The 16,697-nt window shown below is 51.3% G+C and carries 15 protein-coding genes; 5 read left to right on the forward strand and 10 right to left on the reverse strand.

Going from position 1 to position 16,697, the window contains the following annotated elements:
* The 5 genes from KCG48_RS05120 to KCG48_RS05140 all read right to left on the reverse strand — a co-directional run bounded on the left by KCG48_RS05120 (position 1) and on the right by KCG48_RS05140 (position 1,348).
* Positions 1 to 201 carry a hypothetical protein gene (locus tag KCG48_RS05120; protein WP_211800286.1) on the reverse strand — a complete coding sequence of 67 codons (201 nt, stop codon included), beginning with the start codon at positions 199 to 201 and terminating at the stop codon, positions 1 to 3.
* Between the two features lie 2 nt (positions 202 to 203).
* Complete coding sequence (locus KCG48_RS05125) at positions 204 to 386, reverse strand: hypothetical protein (RefSeq protein ID WP_211800288.1); 183 nt, start codon at positions 384 to 386, stop codon at positions 204 to 206.
* A gap of 202 nt (positions 387 to 588) precedes the next feature.
* Positions 589 to 897, reverse strand: a complete 309-nt coding sequence (locus KCG48_RS05130) for a helix-turn-helix domain-containing protein (RefSeq protein ID WP_211800290.1) — start codon at positions 895 to 897, stop codon at positions 589 to 591.
* Positions 898 to 914: 17 nt separating this feature from the next.
* On the reverse strand, positions 915 to 1,109 hold the full coding sequence (locus KCG48_RS05135; RefSeq protein WP_211800292.1) for a helix-turn-helix transcriptional regulator: 195 nt from the start codon (positions 1,107 to 1,109) through the stop codon (positions 915 to 917).
* Between the two features lie 38 nt (positions 1,110 to 1,147).
* Positions 1,148 to 1,348, reverse strand: coding sequence for a helix-turn-helix domain-containing protein (locus tag KCG48_RS05140; RefSeq protein ID WP_211800294.1), 201 nt, complete (start codon positions 1,346 to 1,348; stop codon positions 1,148 to 1,150).
* Between the two features lie 170 nt (positions 1,349 to 1,518).
* Here KCG48_RS05140 and lexA point away from each other — a divergent pair, with 170 nt between their 5' ends.
* Positions 1,519 to 2,115, forward strand: a complete 597-nt coding sequence (gene lexA / locus KCG48_RS05145) for a transcriptional repressor LexA (RefSeq protein ID WP_211800296.1) — start codon at positions 1,519 to 1,521, stop codon at positions 2,113 to 2,115.
* A gap of 58 nt (positions 2,116 to 2,173) precedes the next feature.
* A complete protein-coding gene (locus tag KCG48_RS05150; protein WP_211800298.1) occupies positions 2,174 to 3,259 on the forward strand; it encodes a tyrosine-type recombinase/integrase in 1,086 nt (361 codons plus the stop codon).
* A gap of 86 nt (positions 3,260 to 3,345) precedes the next feature.
* Here the strand turns inward: KCG48_RS05150 and KCG48_RS05155 are convergent, their stop codons facing one another.
* The 3 genes from KCG48_RS05155 to KCG48_RS05165 form a co-directional block, all read right to left on the reverse strand.
* A complete protein-coding gene (locus KCG48_RS05155; protein ID WP_211800300.1) occupies positions 3,346 to 8,634 on the reverse strand; it encodes a Spy0128 family protein in 5,289 nt (1,762 codons plus the stop codon).
* Positions 8,635 to 9,580: 946 nt separating this feature from the next.
* Positions 9,581 to 11,968, reverse strand: a complete 2,388-nt coding sequence (locus tag KCG48_RS05160; RefSeq protein WP_211800301.1) for a VIT and vWA domain-containing protein — start codon at positions 11,966 to 11,968, stop codon at positions 9,581 to 9,583.
* Positions 11,969 to 12,388: 420 nt separating this feature from the next.
* Complete coding sequence (locus KCG48_RS05165) at positions 12,389 to 13,222, reverse strand: rhomboid family intramembrane serine protease (protein WP_211800303.1); 834 nt, start codon at positions 13,220 to 13,222, stop codon at positions 12,389 to 12,391.
* A gap of 319 nt (positions 13,223 to 13,541) precedes the next feature.
* Here KCG48_RS05165 and KCG48_RS05170 point away from each other — a divergent pair, with 319 nt between their 5' ends.
* The 3 genes from KCG48_RS05170 (at position 13,542) to KCG48_RS14875 (ending at position 14,533) form a co-directional block, all read left to right on the forward strand.
* Positions 13,542 to 13,730, forward strand: a complete 189-nt coding sequence (locus KCG48_RS05170; RefSeq protein WP_211800304.1) for a DUF6954 family protein — start codon at positions 13,542 to 13,544, stop codon at positions 13,728 to 13,730.
* Between the two features lie 155 nt (positions 13,731 to 13,885).
* Positions 13,886 to 14,392: a hypothetical protein gene (locus KCG48_RS05175; protein ID WP_211800305.1), complete on the forward strand. Its 507-nt coding sequence runs from the start codon at positions 13,886 to 13,888 to the stop codon at positions 14,390 to 14,392.
* A gap of 15 nt (positions 14,393 to 14,407) precedes the next feature.
* Positions 14,408 to 14,533: an LDCC motif putative metal-binding protein gene (locus KCG48_RS14875; RefSeq protein WP_269142407.1), complete on the forward strand. Its 126-nt coding sequence runs from the start codon at positions 14,408 to 14,410 to the stop codon at positions 14,531 to 14,533.
* Positions 14,534 to 14,650: 117 nt separating this feature from the next.
* Here the strand turns inward: KCG48_RS14875 and KCG48_RS05180 are convergent, their stop codons facing one another.
* Positions 14,651 to 16,018: a HAMP domain-containing sensor histidine kinase gene (locus tag KCG48_RS05180; protein WP_211800306.1), complete on the reverse strand. Its 1,368-nt coding sequence runs from the start codon at positions 16,016 to 16,018 to the stop codon at positions 14,651 to 14,653.
* 7 nt (positions 16,019 to 16,025) lie between these two features.
* The gene (locus KCG48_RS05185; RefSeq protein WP_211800307.1) at positions 16,026 to 16,697 is read right to left on the reverse strand and encodes a response regulator transcription factor; all 672 of its coding nucleotides are present in this window, start codon (positions 16,695 to 16,697) and stop codon (positions 16,026 to 16,028) included.

Raw genomic sequence — 16,697 nt, forward strand, 5'->3', positions numbered from 1 at the left:
TTAGTAATCCTCCCCATACAGCTCGTCGTGGGTGAGCTCGTCCCCGTAGTGGTTGTTCAGGATCCGGTCGCTTACGGTGTCATAGCAGTCCAGGCAGACCTTTTTAAAGGGGATCCCGTAAAGGTCTTTTACCCAAGCCAGATGGTCTTTGCTGGGCACGGGCTTGTTACATTCTGGGCAGATGTGCTGTCTTTCCTCCATTTTTATACCTCCTCTATTTCGAAATAAGCTGGCTGCACGTAGTAGCGGACTTTGTCGGCGCCTTCGACGATGTAGTAGACGTCATTGTGCTTTCCAACGATCTTGCCGGCTATGACCGGGAAACCGTTGCATTTCCCTGTGGCCTTGATTTTTGTCCCGATGGGGAGTGTTAGGTATTCATTCACTTCATTGCACCTCCCGAGATCCGGATGATAAACCACACCATGGCGGTGATCAGGGTAATAAGGTTAATAATCCAAGCAGCTTTATCCTTCATAGCATCACCAGCACCAGGGCGGTCCAGGCTGCAGCTCCGAGGATCATGACAGCCAGGGTGAGGATTGCTTCGGTCCAGTTCTCTTCTTTGTGTTTCATACAGATCCTCCTCTATAGGTTCGCTTCCATCCCGGCCCTAAGCATGGTCCGGATCGTATTCTTTAAACATGCAATTTCTTCGGTTTGCTCTTTCAGCTGCTTCCGGAGCTTCCGCTCGGTAAATGTCTCGGTACTCTTCAACCAGTCGGTCTGGGCATCGATAAACTCTCTAGGGATTCTCGGTGCATCCATCACGCTGGATACCGGAATTACTCCACTTTTAATCTTTCTGTAGATCGTGTTTGGGGTTGTCTGTAGTGCAGCAGCCAGCTGTTCCACAGTGATAAAAAGAGCATCATCGGGTATTTTTGCTGACTCCATTGGTAAACTCCTTTCTTTTAATCTTCGTAAAAGCGGGTCCATTCAAACTTGAGTACTTCTGCGATCTTCCTTGCGGTTTCAACCGGAAGTTTCCCGCCGCGATCTCCAGTTTCTATTGCTGCATAGTAGCTTTGAGACATTTTGGCTAGCTCCGCGACTTTATACTGGGATAGCCCATGTGATTCTCGAGCTTGTTTTAACCATTCACGCATTACTTTCACCTCCGCTCTTTGTATCTTTTACGATACTTCTAGTTAAAAAAAATTTCAGTCACCCTCTCCGGCGATAGCTCAAGTAGATCGCGAAGCGCACCTATCTCCGAGGACTTAAACTCTGTAATAGCGTTCACTTTCCGTTGAAATGCTACGACTGAGATGCCAAGCGCTTTCGCTGCATCCTGATAGTTTAGATTCTTTCGCTGCAGCTCAGCTTTTAACTCATTAGGTTTCATTTTTACTCACCTCCTGATTTTTCATTGTGTCGTTTAGGACACTTTCAGGATAACACGGGCATTCAAACTTATCAAGGCTTTTAAGATACTTTTTTTAAAGTTTTAGTGTCTTAAACTATCTTTTTTGATTGTTATGTGCTATATTAGTCTAAAGAAAGGAGGTTAAGCGCATGAATTTAGGAGAAAGAATCAAAGAGCGTAGGGAAATGAAAGGATTGACCTTGGAGGAAGTTGGTCAGTACGTTGGAGTTACTAAATCGACGGTCCGAAAATGGGAAACCGGCGATATTGAAAACATGAAACGTGACAAAATCGCAAAATTAGCTGAGGTTTTATCGGTATCACCTTTATTTATTATGGGTATGATTGATACCTATCAGCGTCGAGAAACAAGCGGTATCTCAATCCCTCTTCTAGGCACGATCGCTGCAGGCCTACCAATTTTAGCCGAGCAGAATATCGAAGAGTACTTTAACCTGGATAAAAAGATTAAAGCCGACTTTTGCCTGCGGATCCAGGGAGATTCCATGGTTAACGTCAATATTCTTGACGGAGACATTGTATTTATCAAGCAGCGTGAAGATCTGGAAAACGGTGAGATCGGCGCAATTTTGATCGGATCTACAGCTACTCTCAAAAGGTTCTATCGTACCAACGGCCAAGTAATACTACAGGCCGAAAACCCAGCATACCAGCCAATCGTCCTGGACCATGGAGACGTCCGGATCCTGGGCAAGGCAGTAGCGAATCTAAGACAGTTTAAGTAATGGCAAGGGAGCAGTCGCGAAGCTCCCTTTTCCATATCTAAAAATAAGGAGGATAACTATGAATGACCGGATCATCGTCCACCCGCCGAAAAAAGAAAAAGACGGCACCTTCACCCTCACCGTCTCCTACTACCTAAACGAGAAGCGAAAACAAAAGCGGAAGAAACAGATTAGATCCAGTAAAGAAGCGAAACGAATCGGTGAGGAAATCAAGGCCCAGCTGGAGAAGGATCTCCCCATTCTCGAAGCAACCAACGGCGAAAAGGTTACTTTTACCGCGTTTGCTACGGAGTACCTGGAGTCTCGTAAGGGAAGGAAAGGATGGGCCTACAACACATATCGCTCATATCTCAACGCCCTAAACAAATGGCCTTATCCAAATAAATATATCGATGAGGTCCAGCCCTGGGAGATCGAGGAGGCCATCCTCCATTTGCTGGAGACGTATGCGCACACTACCGTAACAACCTATGTAACCTACTGGGTGAGCCTCTTTAATGTTGCCTTGAAAAGGAAGAGGATCCTAATTAATCCAGCTTCAACCTCTCTTATCCCAAAACAGTCAGACACTGGGAAAAGAGTAAAAGCCCTTACACTTTCTGAGGCAGCAGGAATAAGCAATAAAATAGCCAACCAGCAGCTGCACTTAGCAGTACTGATTGGCTATACATGCGGTCTCCGTATCGGAGAGATTGCAGATCTCAATGTCTTAACAGATATTGATTTTACTAAAGGTGTGATCAACGTCTCTCACCAACGCCAGCTGAGTGATGGGAAATATCAGCGCCAGCGTCCGCTGAAGACAAAAAACTCTTACAGGACCGTCCCGATTCCACCCTCTACCTTGAGAGCGATCAAAGAGTATCCTATGCGCACTATCGACGGTTATTTGTTTTCCATGACCCCTCAATCACTCTCAAGAGGTTTTGGAAGGGCAGCGGTCCAGCAGGGTTACTCTGAGACTACTTTCCACTGTCTCCGACATACCTATGTCACCGGATTGATCCGGTCTCGGCAGTTCGATATCCAATCGATTGCCAGCCTTGCAGGTGACTCTGTGCCGGTTATCTTAAAAACCTACTCACACTACCTGGAAGAGGCAAAGTCGGAGAATGCTGAAAAGATTAATTTGTTGTTTTGTTGACTAAAAGTTGACTAACCCTGCTCAAACCGTTGCAAATACTGGGTAAAACATATTAGGGTGAGTAATATGCTTGCGGCGTTATCGCATTAGGTGAGGGACCTCTTTTTTCGGAGGAGGAATGCTCCGCCGAGAAGGGTGAGAACACCCATGAGGTAGAAGACTCCTGTGCCTGCAGAACCCGTTTGCGGCAGCGGCTTCGGCTCCACATCCTCGATTTCCAGGATGTTCACCACTTCCAGCTCCACCGTAGTCTTATCGGCACTGAGCACAACGGTATGGATCTCATCGTCGATGATGTATCCCTTGGGGGCTGCAGTCTCCTTCACGGTGTAGGTACCCAGGGGCAGTTCCACTTCCAGGATACCTTCTGCATTGGTTTTGCCCTTGAAGACCAGCTTGCTGTCCTTGTCGTAGATTTCAAACTCCACGCCAGCCACCGGATCATCGGCATCGTCAATCTTGATGATTCTTGCCGTAGCTCTCAGGAGACGGTTGGTGATGTTGAATCCATTGACGGTGGGCACATAGCCAGCCACCGGAACTTCTTCCACGGTGTAGAGGTAAGGTTCGCCTTCCGGATCAAATTCTGCCAGATCTTCAAAGGTGAAGAACCACTTGCCGCCTTCGCCCGGAACAACTTCCATATCGTCATAGAGTTCGCCGTTTCTGTAGAGATTGATGACAACCTTAGCCGGTCGTACACCCAGGTCATCCCATAGCTTCTCGCCGCCCACATCCACCACATCATAGGAGTTGGTGAAGACGATGGCTTCTGCTTCGCTGTAGGTAGCCGTGGCGGTGAGGGTTCCATCCAGATTGTCCACAACTTCCACTTTCACATGGAACACAGTCTCGTCATAAGTGATGGCGTAGCCCATGCCCTTCACCTCAACCACCATGAAGTGGTAGGTTCCCGGCTGGTCAAATTCCAGAGGAGCAAAGGCAAACTTTCCATCGGCAGCATTCTTGGCGGTGAGAAGAGCCTCTTCGCCTTCCATCTCCCAAAGTTCGAAGGTGAATTCCTCAGCCAGGAGCGGTCTTCCGATGAGCTCCTTGAGGCCCTCAATAATGAGGGTGGTGGGTTCAGCCTTGTAGCTGTTCTCAAAGACCAGTCCGCCTTCCGGATAGATGGCCGTTGCGGTTAAGGTGCCATCCAGGTTGTCGACCACCTTGACCATGATGTGGATTACTGCAGCATCATAGGTGACTCCACCCAGATCTTCTGCCGTTTCCTTCACCAGGTACTCATAGGTGCCCGGCTCGGTGTAATGCAGAGCTTCGAACATAAACTTTCCATCGGCGTCATTCACGGCGGTCTTCAGGGGAGCTTCCCCTTCCAGTTCCCAAAGCTCAAAGGTGAACTCTCCGGCTACCAGTGGTCTGCCGTCAAGATTCTTCAAACCTTCCAGAATGATGCTGGTGGGTGCCGGTTCGTAGCTGTTCTCAAAGACCAGCCCGCCTTCCGGATAGGTAGCCTTAGCCGTTAAGGTGCCGTCCAGATTATCCACCACCTTGACAGTGACGGCATGGATGGCTTCGTCATAGGTGACTCCGCCCAGGGTTCCCACTGTTTCCTTGATCAGGTACTCGTAGGTTCCCGGCTCCTCGTAGGCAATAGCTTCAAACATAAACTTTCCATCGGCAGTGTTCACTGCGGTGAGGATCGGCATTTCGCCGCCCTTCTCCCAGAGTTCGAAGGTGAATTCTCCAGCGACCAGCGGTCTGCCGGTGAGTTCCTTCATGCCCTGGAGCGCCAGTCTCGTCAATCCCGGTTTGTAGGTGTTCTCAAAGAGGAGTCCGCCTTCGGGATATGTCGGGGTGGCCGTTAAGGTTCCATCCAGGTTGTCCTTGACGGTGACGGTGATTTCAAAGAGAGTGTCGTCATAGGTGACGCCGCCTAAGGATCCGACTTTCTCCTTCACCAGGAAAGTGAAGACGCCGGCCTTGTCAAACATCTGAGCATCAAAGCTGAACTTGCCGTCAGCAGCATTTACTGCAGTATCCAGAGGCTCCAGGCCACCCTTCATCCAGAGTTCGAAGGTGAATTCCCCGGCAACCAGCGGTCTGCCGGACAGGGTCTTCATGCCTTCCAGGACAAGTCTTGTGGGAGCCGGTTTGTAGCTGTTCATAAAGAGCAGCCCGCCTTCGGGATACTTGGCTGTAGCGGTTAAGGTGCCATCCAGGTTATCCACCACCTTGACGGTGACAGGATGGATGGCCACATCATAGGTGACGCCGCCCAGGGTTTCCACTTTCTCCTTAATCAGATACTCGTAGGTTCCCGGCTTATCATAAGGAATGGCTGCGAAGGCAAACTTTCCATCGGCACCATTCACGGCGGTGAGGAACGGCATTTCGTCACCCTTCTTCCAGAGTTCGAAGGTGAACTCTCCGGGGACTAGCGGTCTTCCGACGAGGTTCTTCATCCCTTCCAGAATGATACTGGTGGGTGCCGGCTTGTAGCTGTTCTTGAAGATCAGCCCACCTTCCGGATATTTGGCTGTGGCGGTCAGGGTGCCATCCAGATTGTCCACCACCTTAACGGTGACGGCATGGATCGCTTCATCATAAGTGACGCCGCCCAGGGTGCCAGCCTTCTCCTTAATGAGGTATTCGTAGGTTCCCGGCTCCTCGTAGGCAATGGCATCAAACATAAACTTTCCATCGGCAGTGTTCACCGCGGTGAGGATCGGCATTTCGCCGCCCTTCTCCCAGAGTTCGAAGATGAATTCTCCAGCCACCAGCGGTCTGCCGGTGAGTTCCTTCATGCCCTGGAGCGCCAGTCTCGTCAATCCCGGTTTGTAGGTGTTCTCGAAGAGGAGTCCGCCTTCGGGATATTTCGGGGTGGCCGTCAGGGTTCCATCCAGGTTGTCCACTACGGTGACGGTGATTTCAAAGAGGGTATCATCGTAGGTGACACCGCCCAAGGATCCCGCCTTCTCCTTCACCAGGAAGGTGAAGACGCCGGCTTTGTCAAACATCTGGGCATCAAAGCTGAACTTGCCGTCGGCTGCATTCACTGCGGTATCCAGCGGTTCCAGACCACCCTTCATCCAGAGTTCGAAGGTGAACTCCCCAGCAACCAGTGGTCTGCCGGACAGGGTTTTCATGCCTTCCAGGTCGAGTCTTGTGGGGGCCGGTTTGTAGCTGTTCAGGAAGACCAGCCCACCTTCGGGATACTTGGCTGTGGCCGTTAAGGTCCCATCCAGGTTGTCCACGACGGTGACGACGATTTTGTGCATCTTGGTGTCATAGGTGACTCCACCTAAGCTTCCCAATACTTCACGGACATAGTAGGTGTAGGTTCCTGGCTGGGTGAAGTTCAGTGCGTCAAAGGCGAAGAGGCCGTTCACGTCATTCTTGGCTTCATCCCAAGGTTCCTCTGCGCCATCTTTCCAGAGTTCGAAGGTGAACTCTCCAGCGACCAGCGGTCGTCCGGAAAGCATCTTGGTTCCCGAGAGAATAATGGAGGTGGAACCAGCTTTGTAGGTGTTCGTGATGGAAACATTCTGGGGACTGACCACAGCCACCAGGTGGCCCTTCAGGTCATCCGTCACCGTGACGGTGACGATCTTGTCCGTGGTGTCATAGGTGACTCCGCCTAAGCTTCCTGCCACTTCTGCCACCTTGAAGGTGTAGATTCCAGGTTCCGTGATCTTCAGGGCCGGGAAGCTGAAGCTTCCATCAGCTGCGTTGTAAACTGCCATCCCAATGGGTACGCCTTGGGCATCCTTCAGAATGAAGCTGAACTCCTTCTCCAGGAGAGGACGTCCCACCAGGGTCTTGGTGCCGCCAATGGTCACATCCACCGGGGCAGCCTTGTAGGTGTTGGTGATGAGCGTATTTTCCGGGGTGACCTGTGCCACCAGCTTTCCCTTAAGATCATCCGTGACCTTCACGGTGACAATCTTTTCGGAAAGATCATAGGTGACTCCACCCAGGGATCCGGACTGCTCGACGATCTTGAAGGTGTAGGTTCCCACGGAAGAGAAGCCCAGAGCCGGGAAGCTGAAGCTTCCGTCAGCGGCATTGAATACCGCCACACCCACCTGACCGAAGTCATCCTTGAGAATAAAGCTGAACTCACCCGCCAAAAGCGGTCGGCCTGTCAGGGACTTGGTGCCCCGGATGGTTACCGAAACGGGATCTGGCTTATAGGTGTTCGTGATGGGAACATTCACCGGGCTGACCACAGCACTGAGATTTCCCTTGCCGTCATCGGTGACGGTGACGGTGATCTTCTTGTCTGCGGTGTCGTAGGTTACCCCCGGAAGGGCTCCAGGCAGCTCGGCGATGTAGAAGGTGTAGACGCCTGGGGCTGTGAACTGAAGAGCCGGGAAGCTGAAGCTTCCGTTGGCGGCATTCTTTACAGCCGTGCCGATCTGAACACCCTGGGCATCCTTCAGGATAAAACTGAATTCATTGGCCAGAAGGGGTCTGCCCACAAGAGTCTTCGTTCCGGCGATGGTAGCATTGGCGGGAACCAGGGTGTAAGTGTTGGTGACCTTGAGACCAGTGGCATCATAGGTGACCACATAGCCTTCCGAAGTTCGTCCACCCGGTCCAATGACCGTATTGCCATCCAGTTCGCGGATGTAGTAGCTGGTGTAGATTTCGCCATCCAGCGTGGTGCGGGGGACCTTGATGGCGCGGTTCGTGAACCCGGCATCGGTGGGTCCTGTGATCGTCAGGGGATTAATGGGGTTTTTCTGGGCATCCATGGCGATGATGACATCCGTTCCGGAAGGAGCGACACCATAGATTTTAAAGGTTGCGGTTTTTGCAGGATTTGCGGGTCCGCCGATCCACTGCTTGGCAATGGTCAGGTCCACAGGAAGAATATAGAACTTGATTTCGCCTTCCACATCATGGCCTCGTCCAATTCCCCGGACATAGGTCCAGTTGTTCTCCACGAGAACGCTTCGGGGGAAGATGAACACGGTGAAGTGGCTGTCTTTGGTGTTTCCGTTGAGATCCGTCGGCGGATAGGTCGTGCCGTCAATCTTGATGCTTTCGCCAGCAGGATAGACATGCACCGGGTATTCGGTGTGTCCGTTGATTTGCATCAGTTCCAGCATATGGGTCGATTTCACGGCCACATAGAGTTCTCCGTTCTGGATCCAGACCAGACCATTGAGCATGGTGTGATCATTAGTGGATGTTCCAAAGAACGCCTCCACCACCATGAATCCGTCATCAGAATTGTAAACGTAGGGCAAAGCCATGGGGACCACGGCAGCCAGCGGTTCTGCTTCCGTCACCACCGGCGCTGGGGCCGGATCCGGCGCCAGCGCCGGTTCAAGAACCGGAGCATCCGTTGGGGTTTCCTCTGCACTGATCTTCAGCGCATTGGGCATGATCATGGCAAATGCCAAGAAGAAACTGAGCGCTATTCTAGTCCACCTGTTCCGTCTCATTCTTTCTCACCCTCCTTGAATTTTGCGTAGGACAACATCAGCCGATGAGTACATCTTCGTGTGACAATGGTTTCCAATACTTGTTTCGCCTGCGGTCATTTCGGATAGCAGCCCCTTCCTTGGGAATCTCTTTTGGGGAACCACAATCCAAATCCAAATCGAACTTTATACTATTATTCTATTTTATTCGACATTCCATATCAACCAATTTATAATTTAACTCAAATTATAGGTTAGCAATCCGGCAATCATACACAACATTTTCAAATCCATAGATTCTGATCATCCTTCCATGGCGAAGCCATTAAACGGGACACGGAAAAATAGCCAGAATCTATCAAACCCCAGCATTTGAGCCAATTTTGTTCACCGTTTCAGCAAAAATCCGTTTACGATTTTGAACCTTCACTATAAGAAACCCAGATATAAACATTTCATCACCAGCAGTAACACTTCCTTTACATTCAAGACTAAAAAACCGTGCAACCCATTGATTTCAATGGAATTGCACGGTACAAACCGTTCATGTTTTCCCCTGGCTTTTTCATTGCCCCCACGAAAATACAAAACTTGCGATAACGGATAATTATTATTACAATTTTTCCAATCAGATGAGTTATTACTCAAAATCTGCAAACAAATCAGTTTTCGTCAAAAACTTATCACTTTCGAACTTTCGATGCTCTTTTTTCGCCAAATTCTCTCTTTCCAGGATCCCTTCTGGATCCTTCTTTCTCCGCCAGCCCTGGACCTTAACCCGATGCCCGGCAAGCCCTCAAACCCGGGCAGATAAAAGCATGGCGAAGAAGATTTGAAGAGCTAAAAAAAGGTGAACCCCAACGAGAAGCGTAAAAAAAGAACCGCAGCTCCTTAGGAGGGAGCGGCGGCTCTTGCAGCACATATCTTATAAAGCTTTAGCCAAGGCAATGTTGGCAATGTTGGTGATGTTGGACTTGATGTCCCGCTCAAAGATCTCATGGGCATTTTCCACAGAAGATTTAGAGATATTGAGGGTACCTGCGGTGATGAACTTCTTCTGGGTGGGGGTAGCAGAAGTGACCAGAGCGCCCACTTCTTCCAGGGACTCCTTGTACTTCAGGTCGGATACCTGGCTCACCAGACTCTTCTGGACATCCCGGATCCGTTCCTTCATGAGGTTCTTCTTCTCCGCCAGATCGTAGGCCACACGGAAGAGCATGTAGTTGCGCTCCGTGATGAGCTTTTCCTCTTCAATGAGGGTGCGGATGATGTAGCGCAGCGCCTTGGATACGTTATTCAGATAGATGGAAGTGGTTTCGGAACCCACCAGGAAGGCCAGAAGGGCCCGCAGGGTGGTTTCCAGAATTTCTTCCGGCGTTTCTTCACCCAGGTTCAGGAAGGAACCGTCAGCCTGCTGATTCTTCGCCAGAACGCGCAGCAGGTTATCCCGGTCGTACCGGATGGCATTTTTTGCTTCCTTATGGGTGAGACCCGTGGAGGCCATCTTTTCCCGGATATTGGCATCAAAGCTGTAGGCTGCCTCATCCAGGAAGTAGCCTCGGGCAAGATTCTTCATGGTGGTCTCATCCATATCCACGGGAACGATCTTATGGAGACCGATGCCCAGCACCGGATCCTCGATGGTTTCCATCATGATAAAGCTGGTCTCCGAGGAGATGATGGAATTTTCCTTGGACAGCCGAAGAATTTCTTCCTTGATCTGCTCCGCTTCGACGCCTCGTGCAGAACGTTCCTTCTCCACCAGGGATTCGATCCGCTTTCGAGCCCAGACTTTTTTGATCAGCTTGGAGTTTTCTTCAATCTCCAGCTTGTCCAGGTCGATGTGCATGGTGTAGTCCACATCATCCACCACACCGTGGATATCGATGCTTCCTTCGATGTAGCCGTTGACCAGGGCAAAGATGGTGAAGGGCTCCCGGTCATAAAGATAGGTAATGGTACCCGGATAGGTCTTTTCCACCACCATATCCCCGAAGTTGATGCCCGTCACATCCAGCTGGGGATTGTGAATCCGGTTAAACTGCCGGAGAATAATGTCGTCGATGCGCTCTCCTTCATCAATGAACTCGGGGCGGCCATTGCCCACCTCCGCCAGCTTGTTGATGAAGTAGCTGTTGACTTCGGTGTCCATGCCGATGGGGAAGATTCGATTGATGCCCACGTTGGAGCGGACATATTCCAGTACTTCGTCCTCATTTTCCACATTGTCATCGGTGAAGAGGAAAATCGTATTTTCCTCACCGTCTTCTTCCGCTTCCCGGATGGCATCCTTCAAAGCATCAAAGGTGCTGTCTCCCTCCCGGGTGGTGAGTCCTTCCACCCACTCCGTGGCCGCAGCCAGGTTTTCCTTGGTGAACTTCACCTTTCCGCCGGCGGAGAACTTGTAGACTTCCTCATTGTAGGCGATGAGGTTGAACTTATCCCCCTCATCAAGGCTTCTTAGGGCAATGAGCACGGCATTCTTGGCTTCTTCGAGCTTAAATCCCTCCATGGAGACACTGGTGTCCAGGATGAAGCTGTAGTTCGTGGTGTACTCCACGGGGATATCCGGCAGCACCGGCGTCAGCTTCAGCATGAGGATGGCCTTTTCTTCCTCGTCCTCAAAATAGCTGTAGGCCATGCCTGCCGCAACCTGGGACTTCGTTTCCCGAAGCCGCAGGATAAAGTCGTGATCCAGGGTCTGTTCCTTGGAGACCGTTACCTTGGACAGGGTATCATCTTCCCGCTCCACTTTGATCTTGTGGCTGGGGGACTTGAAGTCCATGCGGGAATAGGATTCCACCAGAAGAGACAGGTAGAAATCCACGTCTTCGGTCTCTTCCTCTTCGTCATCCTCGGTGTAATACACCGGATCCACCACCGAAGGGATATAGAGGGTCAGCGTGTCATCCTCATAGGTGAGCTGATCCATATAGGTAATTTTCAGATTAACCTTCTCATTGGGAAGGATGTTGCCGATGGTGACGGTGAAGTACTCGTCATCCTTCTGCTCCAGAGTAAGGGTGTTGATCCCCTCTTCCTTGCTTTCCTTCAGCGTCGTCAGTACGCCGTCCCGGGACTCCACCACGGCTTTCAGATTGCGTCCGCCCAAATTCACCTCAATGCCGGTGATCAGGGACGTGGTGGGAATGGGAAAGCTATACACCCCTTCGATATTTTCCCCGGTGGTGTTCTTATAGTCCTGGGAAATCGTGTATTCCGTATATTCGCCGCAGATATTTCCCGTGACTTCCAGCCGGTTCAGCTTGACCTTTTTGTTGTCCTTGCCGGCAAGTCCGTATTTCTTCATCATCAGTTACCTCCTATAAAGGCCGTCTATTACACCTATTATAAGCGAAAGCCCCCCGGCGTTCAAAGGGAGATTGGTGAAACTCCAGAAAAAAGCCCCGTTTCCCCTGAAGCTTCGCATCTTCATGGAAAAATTTGCAAAAAAATAAGTGCCGAAGCACTTATTTCATGGGGGCCTGGACTAGCCAGGCTCCGCATTGGAGACTACTTTGGCGGCATTTTTCCTCTAAGGGTTCCTGCCCCGCTTCATCTCCCGCGATACCGTTTACCGGCATCACGTTCTTAGTATAGTAGAATCTTTCTCGAAAATCAACGAAAATCCGAAAAAATACATACTGTATATATATATCCGTTAGAGCCCCAAGGGTGATCAGTGTTGGCTCATCCTCGAAGAAAAGGCTATACTTCTCTTCCTGGGTAACTCTTAGGATCGGCCTTCGCTGGATCGTCGGTCCTCCAACTGGATGACCTTGACCTTGTGCTCATGGTTTCGGATATGGTTCATGCAGTACTCATAGGAGCCTTCGCAGGTGCTGCAGTAACGGAACTCCATGTTCGGGTCATCCCGCTCTGTGATCCCGCAGGTGGTGCACATGTGGATGGTGGCAATCTTTGTGTTGATATGGGCCGCCTCGATGTTTCGCCGCATCTGCTGAGTCTTGGACCGCCTCTGGGAGTCCCGCATGAGACGGGGACCGAAGAAGAGGATGAAGTTCAGGACGGAGATGCCGATGATCACTTTCCCTGTGAGATCCGCCGTGAAGAAGTTGAACACAAGTATCGCCGCAGAAAAGTACCCCAGGTATTTGACCCGTACCGGGAGAATAAAGTAGATGTTCACCAGGCTGTCGGGATACGTGGCCGCATAGGCAAAGAACAGGGTCATGTTCAGGTAGGTGGTGGTGGTGAAGCCCATGACGAAGCCTCCCACGATGGTAAAAATGAGCCCCAGAAGATAGTAGAGGTTAAACCGGGCGGTGCCCCAGGTCATTTCCAGCACCCTTCCAATGTAGAAATAGAAGAAGAGGCTGATGACGAGAAGCCAGCTGCCCGACTCCGGGACAAAGATAAAGGTGAAGATCCGCCACACCTGCCCCGCCAGGATGGCATCCCGGTTGAAATAGAGCAGCGTGCTCAGCAGATTGTTGGAAAAGAGATCCACCACAAAGACGAGGAAGGACCCCATCATAATATACTTCATCAGGTCTTTGACGGCGAACTTCGCCACAAATCGTTCAAGTCGATCCAATATTTTCATAACTACTCCTATGTCCAAGATTTGGAACCTGTCCAGGATTTTTTATCAGCTTAGCACACGGGCATTAAACGGCGCTTAAGCTCTGTTTTATTTTACCATAAGTTCCCGGGAAGCAGAAATCCATGGGCAAGAGAGATTTCGTCCATCAGTTCCTTTCTCCGGTACTGTACTCCACCTGACCTTCCCCGAAAAATGGGGAAAGTTCAGTACTGGACCCTTCTCCCTTGCATTTAGCCGTTGCCAGCCTCCCGGGAAAATCATTATAATGAAGGAAGAACCCGGGATTCCTTTTTCCCGGACACCGAAGGGAGAATGTCTTATGCTGAAATTTCTTCTCGATCTGATCTTTGTGGCAGGTCTGGCCCTCATTACCTTTTTTGGTCTGGGACCCGTGATTCTGGCCGACGGCTCCTCCACGGAGCGCATGATCACCCTGGCCGTGGTCCTGGCCATTTACTTCGGCTGGATCGCTCTTTTTCGCTTCCTTCGCCGCAAGCGCTCCCGCTGAAAAGGGATTCTTCAGGATAATTTCAAGATTTGTCATGGAAAAACCAAGGAATCTGTTCTATACTTTTCTAGGAAGACCTAGAAGGGCGGGCATTTTTCGCCCCTTTCGCCTGGTCATGCTATAATGAAACGAAATGAGAACCTTTGGAGGCACAAATGAAATACGTTTGGAAAGCAATCTGGTTCATCCAGGCCCTCATCGCCCGGCTGATCCCCATGATCCTTTTCTTTGCCGCCCACGCCGTGGGCGAAGTGTACAGCTATAACTGGAATCCCCTGCAGTTCCTGGATCTGAAAAATTTGCCAGGCATGTACGGTTCCTATCTTTTCCTCTACGGAGCGCTGGGACTCATCATCCTCATCCTCTTCTTCATGAAGCTGCCCATCATTGCCCGGGTGATGACCGTGGGAATCCTCTTCTCCCAGCTCCAGTTTTTCCTGGCTCGGTATGATGCCTATATTTATGGCAACACCGATTCCAACCCCTACTACCGCTTCTACATGAGCATCCTCTTCTCCGTGATCCTGGGCTTTGTGCTTCAGGTCATGTGGCGGCTGATCCTTCAAGGCCTCCGCCAGGGACGCTACAAGCTCACCATGAGCGCGGCCCGTCGGCGCCAGGGCAAACCCGCCCGAAAGTCCACAAAAAAACAGAGCGCATAAAACGAGGTGAATACGATGCTCCGATGGTGGAAAAACTTCATCCTGCGATTAGGCCAGTCCAACAAAAAGACCTTCGGCTCCGGCCCTTTGGACTGCTGCACCATGAACCGCAAACCCCAAAACCCTTCCTCCCGATCCTAAGATCGGACCAGGATAGGTAAATCCTGAGATATGATTAATAAAGGACATCAGCCCTGGGCTGATGTCCTTTATACGTCTGCAGGCATTTCTGATCTTCGTTCCAAACTTCTTCGTTTGTTACACGCTCTGCCCCGAGAAGTCCCGGTGGGCAAAATCCGCTTCCATGGTGGTGCCCTGGCCCTGAACGCTGAGGGCTTTCACTGTGCCCCCATGGGTCTCCACGATCCATCGGGCAATGGACAGGCCTAGGCCGGAACCCGCCTTGTCCTTGGTTCGGGCTTTATCCGCCACATAGAACCGTTCAAAGACATGCTGAAGATCCGCTTCAGCAATGCCTTCTCCCTCATCCCTGACCCGAAGGACATACCCCGTTTCGGTGGGGGTGGCCTCCAGGGAGATCAGGGATCCCGTTGGGGTGAACTTCACGCTGTTGTCCACAAAGATACGCAGGAGCTGCTTGATCATCCGGCGGTCCTGGACCACCGAAATTCCCTCACAGCGGACCTCATACTGCCGCTCCGGCACGCTGAGGCGAAAATCCTTGGCCACCTCCTCCAGGAGATCACAAAGAGAAAAGGGCTGAAGATCCAGTTTCAGTTTACGGTTTTCCCCCTTGGCGATGAAGAGCAAATTCTCCACCAGCATGCTCATATTGTCCGTTTCTGCCCGGATGGCCCCAATGGCCTCTTCCAGGATCTCCGGATCCGTTTTGCCCCAGCGGCGAAGCAAGTCATTGTAGCCCTTGATCACCGTCAAAGGGGTTCGAAGCTCATGGGAGGCATCGGAGACAAACTTGGACTGTTTGGAGTAAGCATCATCCAGCCGGTCCAGGAGTCCGTTGAAGGTCATGGACAGCTCCTTCAGCTCGTCCATCACCGGCGGTTCGGGAATGCGGTCGTGGATATTCGTCGGCCCAATGGCCGCCGCAGACTTGGTCATCTGTAAAATTGGAGTGAAGCTCTGGCGAGAAATGTAGTACCCCACCACGTAACTCACCACAATGCCCAAAAGGGAGGCGATGATGAGGGTGATGAGATTCACCGAGGACATAAATCGGTAACCGGATAAGTCCTTCAGGAGCGTCACGGTGACAATTCCCTCCGGGGCGGCTATCTTTTCCCGGGTGTAGATGAAGTTCGTGGTGCTTTCCACGCCAGAGAGAAAGTCTTTCTCCAGGGTCAGCTTTTCCCCTTGGCTGCTCAGCCGGTAGTTCTCCTGGGAAACCGTCACGGCTCCCCCTTGTTCCAGCACCGCCACAAAGGGCGGCACGATGCCCCGGGTCTTCAGCTCCTCCGGGGTCAGTTCCACGCCGCTTCGAAGATCCTCCGCCAGGGCACCCAGGAGGGCATCCACCTCATTGCGGGCACTGACCCGGTTATAGAACTGGGAGGTGAGAAATACGGCAAAATTGATGATCAGCAAAATACTGGTAAAGATCAGGGCATAATTCCAGATGATTTTCGTGGACAGCTTCAGTCTCTTCATCCCTCACCTACTTGAGGACATAGCCCGCACCCCGGACGGTGTGGATGAGCTTATCCTCATACCCGTCGTCCAGTTTGCTTCGGAGAAACCGAATATAGACATCCACCACGTTGGTTTCGCCCTCAAAGTCGAAGCCCCAGACGTTGTTCAGGATCTTTTCCCGGGTGAGGACAATGCCCTGATTCTCCAGAAGATACTTCAGCAGATCAAACTCCTTCTTGGTGAGTTCCTTCAGCTCCCCCTCCCGGTGAACCTCATAGTTTTCCATGTTCAGCGAAAGCCCCCGGAGAGACAGGACCTTTTTGTCCTCTCCCTTAACCTCCCGGCTTCGAAAAAGAGCCCGGAGACGGGCTAAGAGCTCTTCCATCTCAAAGGGTTTGGTCATGTACTCATCGGCGCCAATGTCGAAACCCTTGACCTTATCCTCCAGCCCATCCCGGGCCGTGATCATGATAATGGGAATGTCCGTGAAGGTCCTGGCCCGCTTGGTGACCTCGATGCCGTCCACCACGGGAATCATGAGATCCAGCAGCATGCAGTCGTAGGATTTCGCCATGAGGTTCATGAGGGCGCTTTGGCCATCAGCCACAATCTCCACATTGTACCCCTCATGGGTAAGCTCCAGTTCCATGAACCGGGCCAGCCGCCGCTCGTCCTCCACAATCAGAATGTTTTTCAT

The sequence above is a fragment of the Proteiniclasticum sediminis genome, from assembly GCF_018128025.1.
In the GTDB taxonomy this organism is placed as follows: domain Bacteria; phylum Bacillota; class Clostridia; order Clostridiales; family Clostridiaceae; genus Proteiniclasticum; species Proteiniclasticum sediminis.